The organism is Hymenobacter negativus (assembly GCF_016056375.1).
GTDB lineage: Bacteria > Bacteroidota > Bacteroidia > Cytophagales > Hymenobacteraceae > Hymenobacter > Hymenobacter negativus_A.
The window spans coordinates 1-16,061 of record NZ_JAEDAE010000010.1; the positions used below are offsets into that span (position 1 = coordinate 1).

A 16,061-nucleotide genomic window follows, 5' to 3' on the forward strand; every position below is an offset into this window, starting at 1 on the left:
GCGCTTACGTTCCCAAAAGGCCGGGCCTTGCTGCATTGAATTTGCAGCAAGGCCCGGCCTTTTGGGAACGTAAGCGCCGTGCTTTTTACAGCAATTCAACTCCTGTGACCTCGCGCAACTTGCGGTATTGTTTGGTGTCGGGCTGCAATACTTCTACTTCCTGCCACGATACCCTGACTGAGCGGCCATTGAGCTTCTCAAGCTGGCCCAGTAGCTCATCGTCCTGGGGAAAGTGGTGTGACCAGACAAATTCTGCGTTCTGGGTTTTATCGACAGTAATATTCAGAATGGCGACTCCAGTGCCGGTGAGCGCACGCCACTGGCCCGTGGTTTGGCCTGTGGTAGTGGCCGTAGCAGGCGTGGCATTCCCTTCGCCTACCATCGCCATAGAATAGGTCATAAACGTAGGGCAGGTTTGCACCAAGACCACGCCCATTTCCTGCCCCATCTGGTTCATGAGAGCCTTGTTAGCTAAAGCATTAGCGCCATAGACCTGTTGAACGTTCTTTAATTCCTTGCCCACACTAATTCCAGAGCATTGAATAACAATGCTGCGGGCCGTTTCTTTAGAGAGGTTTTTCTGGCCTTGCGCCGCTGCTTTTTGCTGAAGGCAATCGCAGGTAGCTGCCGCTAGTTTTTCGTTAAGCGACTCCTTGGTCAGGGTTTGGGCAAAGCCGACAGTGGCCGACAGGGAAAGGAGAACCACCAGGCTTGCGGGACGAACAATCATTTTAGTTGGAATAGTGGGGTAAGACTGTTCCAAAGCTACTGCCTGGCAGGGTGCCGGTAGCTATGGCCGCCTACGCTTTCCACTTGCCCGTGCTGCGCGGCCGGCCGGTGGCCCGTTCTTCGTCCGATTCGCCGGGGGCAATTTCCTCCAGGCGCACGCGCACGGCGTGGGCTTTGGGCTGCACTTTCTGGCCAAAGGCGTCGGCAAATTCCTGGGTGAACTCGGCCCCGAAGAAGATGATGAGCGACGAATAGTTGACCCACAGCAGCAGCACAATGGCCGAGCCCGCCGCCCCGAACGCCGAGCCGGGGTCGGACTTGGCGATGTAGAAGGCGATGAGAAACTTGCCAATCACGAAGAGCAGCGCCGTGATGAAGGCCCCGATGCCCACGTCGCGCCAACGGATGATGGCATCGGGCAGGAAGCGGTAGATGAGCGCAAACAGCAGCGTGGTGACGCCCAGCGACAGCGCAAAATCGACGACTTTGATGGCGATGACCCCAGCCTCCGGAATCTGGCGCGACAGCCAACCGGTGAAGGCGCTGAGCACGGCGCTTATCACGAAGGAAATGAGCAGCAGCAGGGCTACGCTCAAAATCAGCCCGAACGACAGAAAGCGCTGCTTGAGAAACGCCCCGATGCCGATGCCGTTGGTTTTCACCTTTAGGTTCCAGATATCGTTGATGCTTTCCTGGAGGGTGACGAAGAAGGTAGTGGCCGCGAAAACGAGCGTGGCCACCCCGATGGTAGTGGCCACCGGCCCGCGCTGCTGCAGGGTGAACTTGGCAATGCTGTCCTGCAGAAACTTGGCCGAATCTGCTCCTACCAGGCCCTTGAGCTGCCCATACACCTGCCCCGTGATGGCCTCGCCGCCATACACGGCACTGGCTACGGTGATGACGATGAGCAGCAGCGGCGGCAACGAAAAAATGGTGTAGTACGACAGCGCCGCCGCGTGCCGGAAGGAGTTGTTGTTGCTAAACTCAGCCGCCGAAGACTTGATGACGGCGAGAATATCAGAAAACTTGTAGTGCGTGGCCATGCAGAGCTGGAAAGGGGAATGTCGAAAAGAAGTGGTGCGCTTGGTAGTACGGCCGGGCCGGGCCAGCGTTGGCCTGGCGCCAATTACACGGCTCGCGCCAGTGTCCACGTCAGCGGCTCGACGGGCGCGGCGCGGAGGGCGGCCGCCAGCTCGGCATCGTCCTTAAACTGGAGCTGGGTGAGCACGCTGGCTTCTACGCTCACCTCTACTTTGGGCGCCTGGAACGGCCAGGGCCTGATGATGACCGGCCCGCCGGGGCCGCCGGGCTGGGCCAGGGTGTGGGTGGTGCCATCCGGCCCGCGATGGATTTCGACGGCACGGCCCATTTCCGGGATTTCGTGGCGGCAGAGAATAAGCGAAAGGCGGTCGCACCAGTGCAACAGGGCGTAGGCCTGGGCGGCTTCTTTTTTGGAGATTTTCAACTCCTTTTGCCACTGCTGCTGGCGGGCTTTCAAATCGTCCAGAAAGCCGTCGATTTCCTTTTTCTGGCCGCGCAAACCCTCGTACAGGCAGCTCAGGTGCAGGCTGGTGAGGAGGCTGCGCCAGCGCCCCTGGAAGCGGGCAGCGGCCAGCACGCCGGTGGCTTGTTCAAGCGAGAATTCTTTTTGAGTGAAGTTGGCCGGGGCGCCGGCGGGCGTGAGGCCGTGGTGGCCGCCGTGGCCGTGCCAGGCGGCCTGCTCGTCGTCGTGCTGCGCGATGGCGGCCAGCAGGCCCACCCATCGGTCGGGCGGCAGAGTGGGCGGCCAGTGCCAGGCGAGCTGCGCGGCCAGCAGGGCGTGGGCCTGCTGGTAGATGATTTGCCAGCCGGCGGGCGTGGAGTTGACTATCATGGGGGCAATTGCCTCGGAGGTGGACGCTCCTTCAACTTGCTGGCCCGGGCGAGGGTTGCACATCTTCGTTGCCAACCATGGACCAGCCGGCCCGTATTGGTAGCCCCATGTCTGACTGCCGCCCCACCCCGCTCACCGTCCTGCTGCCCGACGGCCGCGTGCTGGGCCTCGCCCGCTACGGCAGCCCCGCGCACCGGGCGGTGGTGTTTCACCACGGCTTCGGGTCTTCGGGGCTAGAGCTGCCCGCTGATGCCGCCCTGCTGGCCCGGCTGCAGCTCCAGATTCTGGCGCCCGACCGGCCCGGCGTGGGCCAGTCCAGTGTATACCGGCCGCTCACGTTTCCCTCCTTTGCCGATGACGTGGTGGCCATGCTGGAGGCGCTGGAAATATCGGGGCCGGTGGGCGTGATGGGCTGGTCGGTGGGCGGGGTGCACGCGCTGGCGCTGGCCGCGCGGCACCCGGCGCGGGTGGTGGCGTTGTCGCTGTTAAGCACCTGCCTGCCGCTGGGCGAGGGGGCGTCCTACCTCCACCTGTCGCCCTACTGGAAGGGCCTGCGCTGGGGCCAACTGGCCTTTCCGTGGCTGAACCGCACCACGTTTCACTGGCTAAGCCAGCAGTGGGCACAAGCCCCCGACCGCACCATCGACTGGTTTATTCTCGGCATGCGCCCGGCCGAAGCCCGCGTCACGGCCCGCTTCCGGGCGCTGCTGCGCGACGCGGCGGTGGCGGGTTTCGCCAACCACGGCCGCGGCGTGTACGACGACGCGCAAGCCTGGTGCCGCCCGCCCGGCTTCCGCATAGAGGACGTGCGCTGTCCCGTGTGCCTCTGGCACGGCCAGGCCGATGGCGTGTGGGCTCCCGGCAACATTCCCTACCTGGCCGGGCGGCTGGGTGGCGCACCGTTGCACCTGCTGCCGGGCCAGGGCCACATGCTGTATCTGGAAAACTGGGCGGCAATATTGGAGGAAATGGCGGGGCTGCTGTAGCGAGGACTTTTGGTCCGCGCCCTAAACGGAAACCCAAACAATATTCAAACAGCGTGGGGACGCGGACTAAAAGTTCGCGCTACATCCTTACCCGCATTTGGTGGCGGCCGGGTTCCTCGTAGTGGTAGCTAAGCAGAAACCCGCTGGTTTCGCAAATCTGGCGGGCAATGGCCAGGCCCAGACCCACGCTACCAGGCGGGCGCTCCGGGCCGGGGCGGAAGCGCACGAACAGCTGGTCGGCGGGCAGGGCGCGGGGGCGGCCGGTATTTTCCACGATTAAGAGCTGCGGCGTGAGCGTCACGCGCACCGTGCCGCCGGGCACGTTGTGCCGGATGGCGTTGCTGAGCAGGTTGCTTATCAGAATATCGAGCAGCGAGCGGTTGGCCGCCACGGGTAGGCTATCCACCAAGTCAGTGGCGAGGGTAAGGCTGCCCCCGGCCAGCTGCTCGCGCAGCTGCCCCAGCTGCGTGCGGATGACGGCCGCCAGGTCCACAGTTTCGGTGGGGAAAAACAGCTGCTGGTCGAGGTGCGCCAACAACAGCAGGCTGCGGCTGAGGTGGGTGAGGCGCTGCGTCACGTCCAGCAGCGGCTCGATGTGGCTGGCCTGCTCCTCGGTCAGGCCGGGGGCCTGCACCAGCATATCGAGCTTGGTGCGCAGGATGGCGAGGGGTGTTTGCAGCTCGTGGGCTGCGTTTTCGGTAAATTCCCGCTGCCGCCGGTAGATGCGCTGGTTGCGGTTGAGCAGGCGGTTCAGCGCCGCGTTCAACTCTTTGAACTCGGGGATGCGCGTGGGGGCTAGGTGAACCGGCTCGGGCTGGTCGAGCTTGTAGCGCTGCAACGCGCCCAGGGTCTTGTAGAACGGGGCCCACAGCCGCCGCGCCAGCAAATGCTGCAGCACCAGCAGCCCCACCAGCAGTGCCCCAAAAAGCAGCGCCCCTGCCTGCCCGATGCGCGCCAGCAACTCTTGGCTATCCAGCATGGTAGTCCGCAACTCCAGCCGGTACGGCCGCCCCTGAAACACCACCGGCGCTGCCAACTGCCGGTAGGGCACGGTTTTATTTACCAGCTTATTGTACATCATCCGCACGCTGAAGGCAGCTGGTGGCCCGGGCGCGGCCAGCGGCACAAACTCCACGTTGTGGTCGAGCCGGTGCCAAAACGCCAAATCGGCTGGCGAGTGCAGGTACAGCCGCAAGTCATTATCCACCCGCAGCTTGCGCCGGCTCAGCGTGCGGTCCACGTATTGATAATAGATTTTGCGGATGAAGTTGTAGTACACAAATGTGCCCGCCGCCGCCACCACGCTGGCATAAATGAGAAAAATAACGGTGGTGCGGGCCAGCAGCTTCATGCTTTGATGGGGCAGGATTGGCGAATTCAGCCGGCGGGTCATGCCGAGCGCATCGAAGCATCTTTACCTAATATGCTGACTCTTTTGATTGCATTGAGCAGTAAACATGCTTCGCTGCGCTCGGCATGACCCGCTGATTAACCATTAACATCAAACCGATACCCCAGCCCGTACACCATCCGAATGTAATTCGGCGCGCCGGCCTCCGTAAGCTTGCGCTTGAGGTTTTTGACGTGGGCGTACACATTCTCGAACGTATCGAACTGCTCGGCTGCGTCGCCCGACAAATGTTCGGCGATGGCGCCTTTGGTGATGACGCGGCCCTGATTCGCCAGCAACAGCAGCAGCAAATCGAACTCGGTGCGGGTGAGGGTAAGCGGCTTGCCAGCTACGGCTGCGCGGCGGGCGGGCACGTCCACGCTTAGCTCGCCGGCTTGCAGCAGGTTGGTCCCCTGGTAGTGGCGGCGGCGCACCAGCGCGGCAATACGGGCGCTGAGCTCGGGCAGGTAGAAGGGCTTGGGCAGGTAGTCGTCGGCGCCCAGTTCGAGGCCGGTGATGCGGTCATCGACAGCAGCGCGGGCGCTGGTGATGATGACGCCGGCCGCCTTTTGATGCTTTTGCAGCTCGCGCAGCAGGTCGAGGCCGTCGCCGCCGGGCAGTGTGAGGTCGAGCACGATGCATTCGTAGTCGTGCAGCAGCATTTTCTCCTGTGCCTGGGCGTAGGTAGTGGCCACTTCGCAGATGTAGTGCTGGGCCTGCAGGTAGCTGACCACGCTGGCCAGAAGGGCCGGTTCATCTTCGACGAGGAGCAGTTTCATTTAAATGATTTCGCTGGGAATGGACGGCAAGGTAGGCCGGTTTGCGAGCCGATGAAGCTATAAGGACTGTCATCCTGAGCGGAGCTAAGGACCTTACCAAGTCAGCACAGTTTATTCAAAACTTGATAGTGTCCTTCGCTGCGCTCAGGATGACAGTCATTTTACTTCGATTCAAAAGAAATAAGTAAGCGCCCACTCACTTATTTTTCAAAATTCCAATTTCTTCCAAATGTATTCTAAATCGCCGCGCTACTTCGCTTCCCTAAACCACGAAAACATTCTCACTTTCCCAAAATTCCCATGAAGCGAATCCTACCCTCCTCTCCCCTTTCGGCCCGGACGGCGGGCGCGGCGCTGCTGCTGGCCGCCTGCGCGGTGGCCGGCCCGGCGGCTGCCGCTTCGGCAGTTTCAACTGTAGCTTCGGCCCCAAACGATTCCAGACCGCTGGCGCGCCGGCCGCTCACCGGCCGCATACTCGACGGCAACGACCAAAGCCCGCTGGCATTTGCCTCAGTAGCCATTAAAGGCACCAACCGCGGCACCACGACAGACGGTGACGGCAACTTTAAGCTCGACGTGGACGACGGCGACGTGCTGGTGATTTCCTACGTGGGCTATGAGCTGCGTGAGATGCCCGTGCCCGCCGGCACCAGCACCCTCACCGTGCCCATGAAAACGGCCACCCACACCACCGCCGACGTGATTGTGGTGGGCAACCGCGCCTCTGAGGCCCGCACCAACGTGGACCTGCCCGTACCCGTGGACGTGCTCACGGCCAAGGAAATCACCAAAACCGGCCAGACCGAGCTGGGCCAGATGATTCACTTCACGGCGCCCTCCTTCAACTCGACCAAGCACGCCATCAGCAACGTGACGAGCTACGTGGACCCGGCCACCCTGCGCGGCCTCGGCCCCGACCAGACGCTGGTGCTCGTGAACGGCAAGCGCCGCCACCAGTCCTCGGCCCTGAACGTGAACAACGTGGTGGGCCGCGGCTCGGTGGGCACCGATTTGAACGCCATTCCGACGGCCGCCATTGAGCGGGTGGAGATTCTGCGCGACGGCGCGGCAGCCCAATATGGCTCAGACGCCATTGCCGGCATCGTGAACATCGTGCTGAAGGCTAACCCACGGGGCGGCGTGGTGACCGGCAACTACGGCATCACGGCCAAGGGCGACGGCGCGACTTACGACGCGGGGCTGAACTTCGGCCTGCCCGTGGGCAAGCGCGACGGCTTCCTGAACCTGACCGTGCAGGGCCACCACAACGACCCCACCGACCGCTCGGGCGACTACACCGGCCGCGTGTACAACTCCGACAAAGCCACCGACGACGCCCTGGTGGCCCAGAACAACTTCAACCGCCACGTCACCAAATACGGCACGGCGCGCAACACCATGGGCCAGTTTTTCTACAACGGCGAGGTAGCCATGGGCGAGAAGTGGCGCCTTTATTCCTTCGGCGGCCTGTCTTATAAGGACATGACGGCCTACGGCTTCTTCCGCAACCCCAGCAACAAGCAACGGGCGGTGCTCTCGCTGTTCCCGAACGGCTACAACCCCGTGTTTCCGGCCACAGTGCTCGATGTGGCCTCCACGGTGGGTTTGCGCCGCAAAACGGCCAGCGGCTGGGCGCTCGATTTCAGCCTTGGCGGCGGCCAGAACACCATCAAGACCTACGCCAACCACACGGTAAACCCGTCGTACGGCAGCGCCTCGCCTACTGATTTTTATACCGGCACTAACAAGTTTGGGCAAGTGCTGGCCAACGTCAACGTGTCGAAAGGATTTACGGTAGGCGGTCTGAAATCCTTGGCTTTGAGCTACGGCGGCGAGTTCCGGGTGGAAAACTACCAGCTGCTGGCCGGCGATGAGGCCTCCTGGAAAAAAGGCCCCGTGACCACCAACAACCCCGACGTGGGCAGCAGCGGCCGCGAAGGCATTGCGGCCGTGAACGCCGTGGAGCGCACCCGCAACAACGTGGGCGTGTACGTGGACGTGCTCAGCGATATCACCGACAAATTTCTGGTGGGCGTGGCCGGCCGCTTCGAGCGCTACTCCGATTTCGGCTCTAACGTGAGCGGCAAAATCTCGACCCGCTACAAGTTCTCGGAGATGTTCTCGGTACGCGGCTCGCTCAACCGGGGCTTCCGGGCGCCGTCGATGCACCAGCTCTACTACTCCAACTACGCCGATGCCCAGTGGCTGACACTGAACGGCGTGTTCGACTCCTACCCCATTGCCCACCTGCGCAACGACAACCCCTACGTGCAGAAGCTGGGCGTGGGCCAGCTCAAGGCCGAAACCACCCTCGACTACAACCTTGGCTTCACGGCTCAGGTCACGCCCGACCTTGTGTTCACGGCCGATGCCTACCAGATTGACATCACCGACCGGGTGGTGATTTCGGGCCAGCTCGACGCCTCCAAGCCGGCCCTGGCGCCCACCTTCGCTGGCTCGGGCTACGCGCAGGTGCAGTTCTTCTCCAACGCCCTCGACACCCGCACCCGCGGCCTCGACGTAGTGGCCAGCTACCGCAAAAAGATGGACCGCGACCAGGAAATGGGCCTCAACCTGGCCATGGCCCTGAACTCGACCAAAGTAGTTGGCGAAGTCCGCACCCCCGCCTCGCTTGCCAACCTGGGCACCCCGCTCGTGGACCGCGTGATGATTGGCCTGATTGAGGTAGCCCAGCCGCGCTCCAAGTTCATCGGCTCGGCCAACTACCGCTTCAAGAAGCTCGAAGGCCTGGTGCGCGCCACCCGCTTCGGCGAAGTAACCGCCATCCAGAGCAGCCCGGAACTCGACCAGACTTTCTCGGCCAAAGTCATCACCGACGCCTCGCTCACCTACGGCTTCACGCCCCGCGTAGGCCTCACCGTGGGCGCCAATAACCTCTTCAACGTCTACCCCGACGAAATCGCCTTCCCCTCGCTCACGGCCTCTGGCCAGACGCCCTACACGCGCTTCACCTCGCAGTTCGGCTTCATGGGCGCGTATTACTTCACCTCACTGCGCTTTAGCTTCTAGGCATTGGGCTGAATAAGCCGAACAAAAAAAGAACGGTCATGCTGAGCGCAGCCGAAGCATCTCTCCCGCGGCAGTAAATCATTCGCTGCAACGAATGAGGTGGGACGAATTCGTTGCCTGCGGATGGTGAGCCGCGCAACGAAGCGGGAGAGATGCTTCGGTTGCGCTCAGCATGACGTTCCTTTTTATCCGGCCAGCCCGTTCTGCCAATCCACCACTCCACCCATCCACAACTCCACCACCATGCTCGCACTCGCTGGCTTTGCCATGATTCTCACCTTCATGGTGCTGATTATGACGAATCGTCTGTCGGCCATTACGGCGCTGCTGCTGGTACCGGTGGCGTTTGCGGTGCTCACCGGCTTCGGGGGGCAAATGGGGCCGATGATGCTCGACGGCATCAAGAACATTGCGCCCACGGGCATCATGCTAGTGTTTGCCATCATGTACTTCGGGCTGATGACGGATGCCGGCCTGTTCGACCCGGTCATCAACCGCATCCAGCGCGTAGCCCACGGCGACCCGCTGAAAATCATCGTCGGCACGGCGCTGCTGGCCCTACTGGTGTCGCTGGATGGCGACGGCGCCACCACTTACATCATTGTGGTAACGGCCATGCTGCCGCTCTACCGCCGCCTGGGCATCAACCCGTTGATACTGACTTGCATGAACATGCTGGTGGGCGGCGTAATGAACATTCTGCCCTGGGGCGGCCCCACCGCCCGCGCCATGAGCGTGCTGCACCTCGACAGCACGCAGCTTTTCAACCCGCTGATTCCGGCCATGGGCGCGGGGCTGGTGTGGGTGTTTTTTGTGGCCTGGCGCTTCGGCAAGCGGGAGCGAAAACGGCTGGGACTGGAGCATCTGAACCAAGCCGATTCGAAGAAAAAAGCCGTGGTTTTCGGCCTGGCTGCCGGACTACCCCAGCCGCTGCCCGAAGGCCCGAACCTGGAGCTGTCGCCCGAGGAAAAAGGCCTGCGCCGCCCCAAGCTACTCTGGCTAAATGCACTGCTGACGATTGGGCTGATGGTGGCGCTGGTGCGCGAGCTGCTGCCGCTGCCGGTGCTGTTTATGCTGGCCTTCGCGCTGGCCGCCGTACTTAATTATCCGAATCTGGCGCAGCAGCGGCAGCGGTTTGCGGCCCATGCTGGCAATGCGCTGTCGGTGGCGGCGATGGTATTTGCGGCGGGCATTTTCACGGGCATCCTCAACGGTACGCACATGGTCGATGCCATGGCCCAGACCTTTGTGCAGTTGGTGCCGCCCTCGCTCGGCCCCCATTTCCCGGTGCTGACGGGGCTGGTGAGCGCGCCGCTCACGTTCTTCATGTCGAACGACGCGTTTTACTTCGGCATTCTGCCGTTTTTCACCAAGGCTGCGGCGCAGTTCGGGATTTCGGCGGCCACCATGGGCAAGGCCTCGCTGCTGGGGCAGCCAGTGCACTTGCTCAGCCCGTTGGTGCCGTCCACGTATTTGTTGGTAGGCCTGGCCGGGGTCGATATCGGGGCGCATCAGCGCTTCACCCTGAAATGGGCCGGAGGCACGGTGCTCGTGATGCTGGTAGTGTCGCTACTGCTAGGTATCATCGCACTGTAGAGACGCATATTTGCGTCTCGTCGTAGGCAGCGCCTGAACTGCCATTTTCCGGCGTTGTTTATTCTGCGGAACTGAGCGCAGACTTGCTCGTCAACGACGAGACGCAAATACGCGTCTCTACCTACTACCTACCGCGCTATTCTAGCTTTACCCCGTGAATCAATACATCGAGCAAATTCTGCACAACCCGCTGGCCTCGCTGGCCATCGTGGGCAACTTAGTTATCATCGAAAGCCTGCTCTCGGTGGACAATGCCGCCGTACTGGCCACGATGGTAGGCGACCTTCCCCGCGAGCAGCGCCACAAGGCCCTGCGCTACGGCATTTTCGGGGCGTATATTTTCCGGGGGCTGTGCATTTTGTTCGCCTCGTTTCTTATCAAATTCTGGTTTTTGAAGCCGCTGGGCGGGCTGTATCTGCTGTATCTGGTGTATGACCATTTCAAGGCCAAGCCGGAGCACGACGACGAGACCATCGACAAGCAAAAAAGCTGGATTTACCGCAACACGCTCGGCTTGTTCGGTAAGTTCTGGGCCACCGTGGCGCTCATTGAGCTCATGGATTTGGCTTTTTCCATCGACAACGTGTTTGCCGTGGTGGCCTTCACCGATAACCTGATTCTGATTTGTGTGGGCGTGTTCATTGGCATTCTGGCCATGCGGCTGGTGGCGCAGGGCTTTGTGCTGCTCATGGGCAAGTACCCGTTTCTGGAAACGGCTGCCTTCGGGGTCATCGGCCTGCTGGGTCTGAAGCTGGTGCTTTCGCTGGTGGCCCACTTCCTGCCCGGCCACCCCGTGAGCACGGCGCTGGAAAGCGAAGCCGCCGACGTAGCCATTACCATCCTCACGGTGGCGGCCTTTGCGGTGCCGTGGGCCACGTCGCTGCTCTTCAACGTGCCCCGGCACGCCGGCGGCAACCGCCCCACCGAAGCGAAAGCAACCGAGGCGACGCAGCAACAGGAAGCATAAGGGCGTGGCCGACGTTTTTCGCTCCCTCCAGCACCGCAATTTCCGGCTCTACTACGCCGGGCAGTCCGTTTCCCTCATCGGCACCTGGATGCAGAGGCTGGCTGTGAGCTGGCTGGTGTACAACGCCACGCATTCCACCTTTCTGCTCGGGCTGGTGTCGTTTTGCAGCCAGATTCCCACGCTGCTGCTCTCGCCCTACGGCGGCACCGTGGCCGACCGCTACAGCCGGTACCGCGTGCTGCTCATCACCCAGGTGGCCTCGCTGGTGCAGGCCACCGTGCTGGCCTGGCTGGTGCTCAGCGGCCACTACCACACATGGGCCGTGGCGGGCCTGAGCCTGCTGCTGGGCACCATCAACGCCTTCGACATCCCGGCCCGGCAGTCGCTCATCGTGGAGCTAGTGGACGACCGCACCCATCTCCCCAACGCCATTGCCCTGAACTCGACCATGGTGAACCTGGCCCGTCTGGTGGGGCCGGCGGTGGCCGGCCTGCTGCTGGCCCGCTTCGGCGAGGGGCCCTGCTTTGTGGTGAATGCGGTGAGCTTCGTAGCCGTGGTAGCTTCGCTGCTGCTCATGCGCATGGCGCCCCGGCCCGTGCGCCCGCACCGCCCGGGCGCCTGGGAGGGCCTGCGCGAGGGATGGGCCTACCTGCGCCAGGCCCCCGCCCTGCGCCGCCAGATTCTGCTCATGGCAGGCATCAGCTTCTGCGTCATGCCGTTTGGCACGCTGCTGCCGGTGTTTGCCAAGGACGTTTTCCATGGTGCGGCCGGCACTTTTGGCTGGCTCAATAGCCTCTCGGGGCTTGGCTCGCTGGTGGGGGCCTTCTACCTCGCTTCGCGGCCCGCCGAAAACCGCCGGCCGCAGCTCATTACCTACGCGGCGCTGGTGTTTTGCACCAGCGTCGTGGCATTTTCGCTCAGCCCGGTGCTGGGGCTGGCGCTGGTGTTCATCACACTCAGCGGCACGGGCATGATGATGTTCATTGCGGGCACCAACACGGCCATCCAGACCAATGTGGACGACCACATGCGCGGCCGGGTGCTGAGCTACTACGTGATGGCGTTTCAGGGCATTCAGCCGCTGGGAGCGCTGCTGGTGGGCTGGCTGGCGCGGCACATTGGGGCACCCCACACGGTGCTGCTGCAAGGCACGGCGGGGCTGGCGGTGGCGCTGGCCTTCTGGCAGCAGGGCCGCCGGAGTACCGGGGCCGCAAAAAAGCTGGCAACGGCAAGCAACTAAAGCGGCCGGGAACGGGTCAGGAACAAGGGCCGATACCGCACTTTTGCAGTATCCTTGCCCATACTTTTCCACCTTCCTTTCCACCGTCACATGCATACATTTACCCGATGCCTGCGGGCCCTATCCTGCCTGGGCCTGCTGGCCGCCCCCTGCCTCGCGCACGCTCAGGCCCAAACGTGGCAGTGGGCCACTGCCCCCACCGCCATCCTCGACCAGTCGACCGGGCTGGGCGGCTCTTCCATTAGCGCCATAGCGCACGACGCGGCCGGCAATACCGTGGTGGCGGGCCAGTTTTATGGCACCTTCACGCTAGGTACCACTACGCTAACCAGCGCGGGCTACAGCGACGTTTTTGTGGCCAAAATCAGCCCCAGCGGCGAATGGCTGCAAGCTGTGCGGGCCGGCGGCACCGGCGAAGACGTTATCAGCGCCCTGAAGCTGGATGCGGCCGGCAACGCCGTGGTGGCCGGTAATTTTGGCCACTTGATTACCGGAGGCACCGCAACTTTTGGGGCCACCACGCTCACCGCGGCCGGCACCACTGGCTCTTCCGACGCCTTCGTGGCCACGCTCAGCCCCGGCGGCCAATGGTTACAGGCCCTGCGGGCCGGTGGCACCGGCACCGACTACATATCGGCCCTGGCCCTGGATGCAGCGGGCAACGCCGTCGTGCTCGGCAGCTTTAGCGGCTCCGGCACGCTGGGCACCGCTACCCTCAGCGCCCCGGCCGGCACAGTGCAGCTATTTGTGGCAAAACTCAACCTGAGCACGGGCACCTGGACGCCGCTGAACCAAGGCACCAGCCTATATAGCGCCCAGGCTGGGTCCCTGGCCCTGGACGCGGCCGGCAACGCGGTGATATCCGGAACCTACGGCATCAGCCTCACGCTAGGCAGCACCACTCTGATGAGCACCACCCGCGGCGGCGGTCCATTTGTGGCCCGGCTGAGCGCCAGTGGGCAATGGACCCAGGCCGTGCAGCCGGTACAATCACCGAGCAACAGCGCCCCACCCAGCGCCATCAACTCGCTGGCGGTGGATGCGGCCGGCACCGTCACGGTACTGGGCACGCTGATTGAAGGCACCACCTTCGGCAACACAACGCTCACCAGCGTGGGTAGCTACGATATTTTCGTGGCCAAACTCGATGCCGCCGGCCAGTGGACCCAGGCCGTGCGCGCCGGGGGCCTCGCCAATGACATTGCCAACTCGCTCGTGCTCGACGCAGCGGGCAACGCCATCGTAACAGGCCTTTTTGGGACCTACGGCGGCTTTAGTCCCTCGCCCGACGCCACTTTCGGCCCCATCACGCTGACCACGGCGGGCGCTTACGACGCCTTTGTGGCCAAGCTCAGCCCCAGCGGCCAGTGGCTGCAGGCCATGCGCGCCGGGGGCACGGGCAGCGACGGGGCCGGCGCGGTACTGGTAGATGCCGCAGGCAATATCACCGTAGCCGGCGGCTGCACCGGCACGGCCGATTTTGGAGCCACCTCGCTCACCAGCGCCAGCATCTACAGCAGGGCCTTCGTGGCGCAGCTCGGCCCCGTTACCAATGCCACGGCCAGCCGCACGGCCACCCCTGCCGAAATTTTCACCCTGAGCCCCAACCCGACCACGGACGCCGTGCGCCTCACCTGGCCCGAAACCAGCGTCAGCGTGCGTCCCGTGCAGGTGCTCGACGCGCTGGGCCGCGAAGTGCGCCGGCAGGAACTGCCGGCCCGCACCAATACCATCACGCTCAACGTGGCCGGCCTCACGCCGGGCCTGTATATGGTGCGCTGCGGCGCGGCCGCCAGCCGCCTGCAAGTAGAGTAAAGCGGAAAGGCTAAGAGTAAAAAAGGCCCGCCTGAATCGTCAGGCGGGCCTTTTTTACTGCTAATTCCAAATCTAAGCCGGCTGCATTTCCTTCAAATGCAGTAGCATATCGGCCGTCATCTTATCCAGGTCGAAATCGGGCTGCCAGCCCCAGTCCTGCCGGGCTTTGGAGTCGTCGATGCTGGCAGGCCAGGAGTTGGCAATCTGCTGGCGGCCGTCGGGCTTGTAGGTTACTTCGAAGTCGGGGACATGCTTCTGGATGCTGGCCGTGATTTCGGCCGGCGAGAAGCTCATCGCGCCCAGATTGTAGCTGGTGCGGACTTTGATTTGCTCGGCTGGAGCGTGCATGAGGTCCAGCGTGGCCTTCAGCGCATCGGGCATGTACATCATCGGCAAATACGTGTCTTCTTCGAGGAAGCACTCGTAGTTTTCGCCGGCCACGGCCTTGTGGTAGATGTCGACGGCGTAGTCGGTGGTGCCGCCGCCAGGCAGGCTCTTGTAGCCGATGAGGCCGGGGTAGCGCAGGCTGCGCACGTCGAGGCCGTGCTTGCGGTGGTACCATTCGCACCACTGCTCGCCGGCCAGCTTGCTGATGCCATACACCGTGTTGGGGTTCATGATGGTGACCTGGGGCGTGTTATCACGCGGGGTATCCGGCCCGAACACAGCAATGGAGCTGGGCCAGTACACCTGGGCCACACCGTGGGCCACAGCCGCTTCTAGCACGATGAGCAGTCCGTCCATGTTCAGCTGCCAGCCGAACAGCGGGTTCTTCTCCGCCGTGGCCGAGAGCAGGGCGGCGAGGTGATAAATCTGCTTGGGGCGGTACTGGCGGATGAGCTTGTCGAGGCGGGTGCGGTCGAGCACGTCGAGCAGCTCGAAGGGGCCGCCAGCCAGCAATTCCGGATTTTTGGGCGGGCGCACGTCGGCGGCAACTACCAGGTGGGGCTCGTAGCGCTGGCGCAGGGCGGCCACCAGTTCGAGGCCCAGCTGGCCGCAGGCGCCGATGACCAGCACGGAGCCGGGTAATACAGAAGTTTCAGTGTCGCCGGGAGTGGTGGCCATGCGCGGGGGTCGGGTTGAGGTGGTGGGAGTGGGAATTGGGCTGCAAAGATACCGGGGCGGCCGTAGCCGGGCCGTGGAGGCGGGCACGGTTTTGCCCACAACGGTGTTGGAGCGCCTTAGTTACACCAACCCCGACTCACGCCATGCCACCCCGACCCACGCTTTACACCCTGATTTACCGCAGCCAGGCCTCGCGGGCGGTGCACGAAGTGACGCTGCCGCCGCTGCTGCGCAAGGCCCGTCTGCACAACGAGCGCACCCGCCTCGGCGGCCTGCTGCTGTATGCCAAGGGCGAATTTATGCAGGTGCTCGAAGGCCCCGAGCCCGCCCTGAGCCAGCTCTACGCCCGCATCAAAGCCGACCCGCGCCACTACGCCGTGCGCACCCTGGCCTACGGCCCCATCACGGAGCGCGCCTTCCCCGACTGGCGCATGGCCTACGCACCGGCCGACGCCAAAGCCCTGGAAAAAATCACCGGCTTCCTGCCGCTGGCGGCGGCCCCCGGCCACGCGCCGCACCCGCCCCAGGAAGTGGCGCAGCTGCTGCACAGCTTTGCCCAGGGCCGCGCCCAGGACCAATAGCGCCCGGCGG

General features: G+C 63.3%; 13 protein-coding genes. 7 read left to right on the forward strand and 6 right to left on the reverse strand.

Annotation, left to right across the window (positions count from 1 at the left end):
* Positions 1-85 precede the first annotated feature (85 nt).
* The 3 genes from I7X13_RS17910 to I7X13_RS17920 all read right to left on the reverse strand — a co-directional run bounded on the left by I7X13_RS17910 (position 86) and on the right by I7X13_RS17920 (position 2,602).
* Positions 86-730: a hypothetical protein gene (locus I7X13_RS17910; protein ID WP_198069834.1), complete on the reverse strand. Its 645-nt coding sequence runs from the start codon at positions 728-730 to the stop codon at positions 86-88.
* Positions 731-800: 70 nt separating this feature from the next.
* Complete coding sequence (locus I7X13_RS17915; RefSeq protein ID WP_198069833.1) at positions 801-1,772, reverse strand: YihY/virulence factor BrkB family protein; 972 nt, start codon at positions 1,770-1,772, stop codon at positions 801-803.
* Between the two features lie 83 nt (positions 1,773-1,855).
* Positions 1,856-2,602, reverse strand: coding sequence for a DUF3891 family protein (locus I7X13_RS17920; RefSeq protein ID WP_198076534.1), 747 nt, complete (start codon positions 2,600-2,602; stop codon positions 1,856-1,858).
* A 107-nt stretch (positions 2,603-2,709) separates the two neighbouring features.
* Here I7X13_RS17920 and I7X13_RS17925 point away from each other — a divergent pair, with 107 nt between their 5' ends.
* The gene (locus tag I7X13_RS17925; RefSeq protein ID WP_198076535.1) at positions 2,710-3,588 is read left to right on the forward strand and encodes an alpha/beta fold hydrolase; all 879 of its coding nucleotides are present in this window, start codon (positions 2,710-2,712) and stop codon (positions 3,586-3,588) included.
* A 79-nt stretch (positions 3,589-3,667) separates the two neighbouring features.
* Here the strand turns inward: I7X13_RS17925 and I7X13_RS17930 are convergent, their stop codons facing one another.
* Positions 3,668-4,939 (reverse strand): sensor histidine kinase, encoded by a 1,272-nt coding sequence (locus tag I7X13_RS17930; protein ID WP_198076536.1) that lies wholly within the window; start codon positions 4,937-4,939, stop codon positions 3,668-3,670.
* 137 nt (positions 4,940-5,076) lie between these two features.
* Positions 5,077-5,757 (reverse strand): response regulator transcription factor, encoded by a 681-nt coding sequence (locus I7X13_RS17935; protein WP_198076537.1) that lies wholly within the window; start codon positions 5,755-5,757, stop codon positions 5,077-5,079.
* A gap of 300 nt (positions 5,758-6,057) precedes the next feature.
* Between I7X13_RS17935 and I7X13_RS17940 the strand changes: the two genes are divergently transcribed.
* The 5 genes from I7X13_RS17940 to I7X13_RS17960 all read left to right on the forward strand — a co-directional run bounded on the left by I7X13_RS17940 (position 6,058) and on the right by I7X13_RS17960 (position 14,405).
* Complete coding sequence (locus I7X13_RS17940) at positions 6,058-8,787, forward strand: TonB-dependent receptor (protein ID WP_198076538.1); 2,730 nt, start codon at positions 6,058-6,060, stop codon at positions 8,785-8,787.
* A 243-nt stretch (positions 8,788-9,030) separates the two neighbouring features.
* A complete protein-coding gene (locus I7X13_RS17945) occupies positions 9,031-10,383 on the forward strand; it encodes a CitMHS family transporter (RefSeq protein WP_198076539.1) in 1,353 nt (450 codons plus the stop codon).
* A 154-nt stretch (positions 10,384-10,537) separates the two neighbouring features.
* Complete coding sequence (locus I7X13_RS17950; RefSeq protein WP_198076540.1) at positions 10,538-11,350, forward strand: TerC family protein; 813 nt, start codon at positions 10,538-10,540, stop codon at positions 11,348-11,350.
* Between the two features lie 4 nt (positions 11,351-11,354).
* Positions 11,355-12,590, forward strand: a complete 1,236-nt coding sequence (locus I7X13_RS17955; RefSeq protein WP_198076541.1) for an MFS transporter — start codon at positions 11,355-11,357, stop codon at positions 12,588-12,590.
* 90 nt (positions 12,591-12,680) lie between these two features.
* A complete protein-coding gene (locus tag I7X13_RS17960) occupies positions 12,681-14,405 on the forward strand; it encodes a T9SS type A sorting domain-containing protein (protein ID WP_198076542.1) in 1,725 nt (574 codons plus the stop codon).
* Positions 14,406-14,477: 72 nt separating this feature from the next.
* Here I7X13_RS17960 and I7X13_RS17965 read toward each other — a convergent pair whose 3' ends face one another.
* Entirely contained in the window at positions 14,478-15,470 is a 993-nt protein-coding gene (locus I7X13_RS17965; RefSeq protein ID WP_198076543.1) for an NAD-dependent epimerase/dehydratase family protein, read from the reverse strand.
* A 143-nt stretch (positions 15,471-15,613) separates the two neighbouring features.
* On the opposite strand from I7X13_RS17965, the gene I7X13_RS17970 reads away from it, so the two are divergent.
* Positions 15,614-16,051, forward strand: a complete 438-nt coding sequence (locus I7X13_RS17970) for a BLUF domain-containing protein (protein WP_198069822.1) — start codon at positions 15,614-15,616, stop codon at positions 16,049-16,051.
* Positions 16,052-16,061 lie beyond the last annotated feature (10 nt).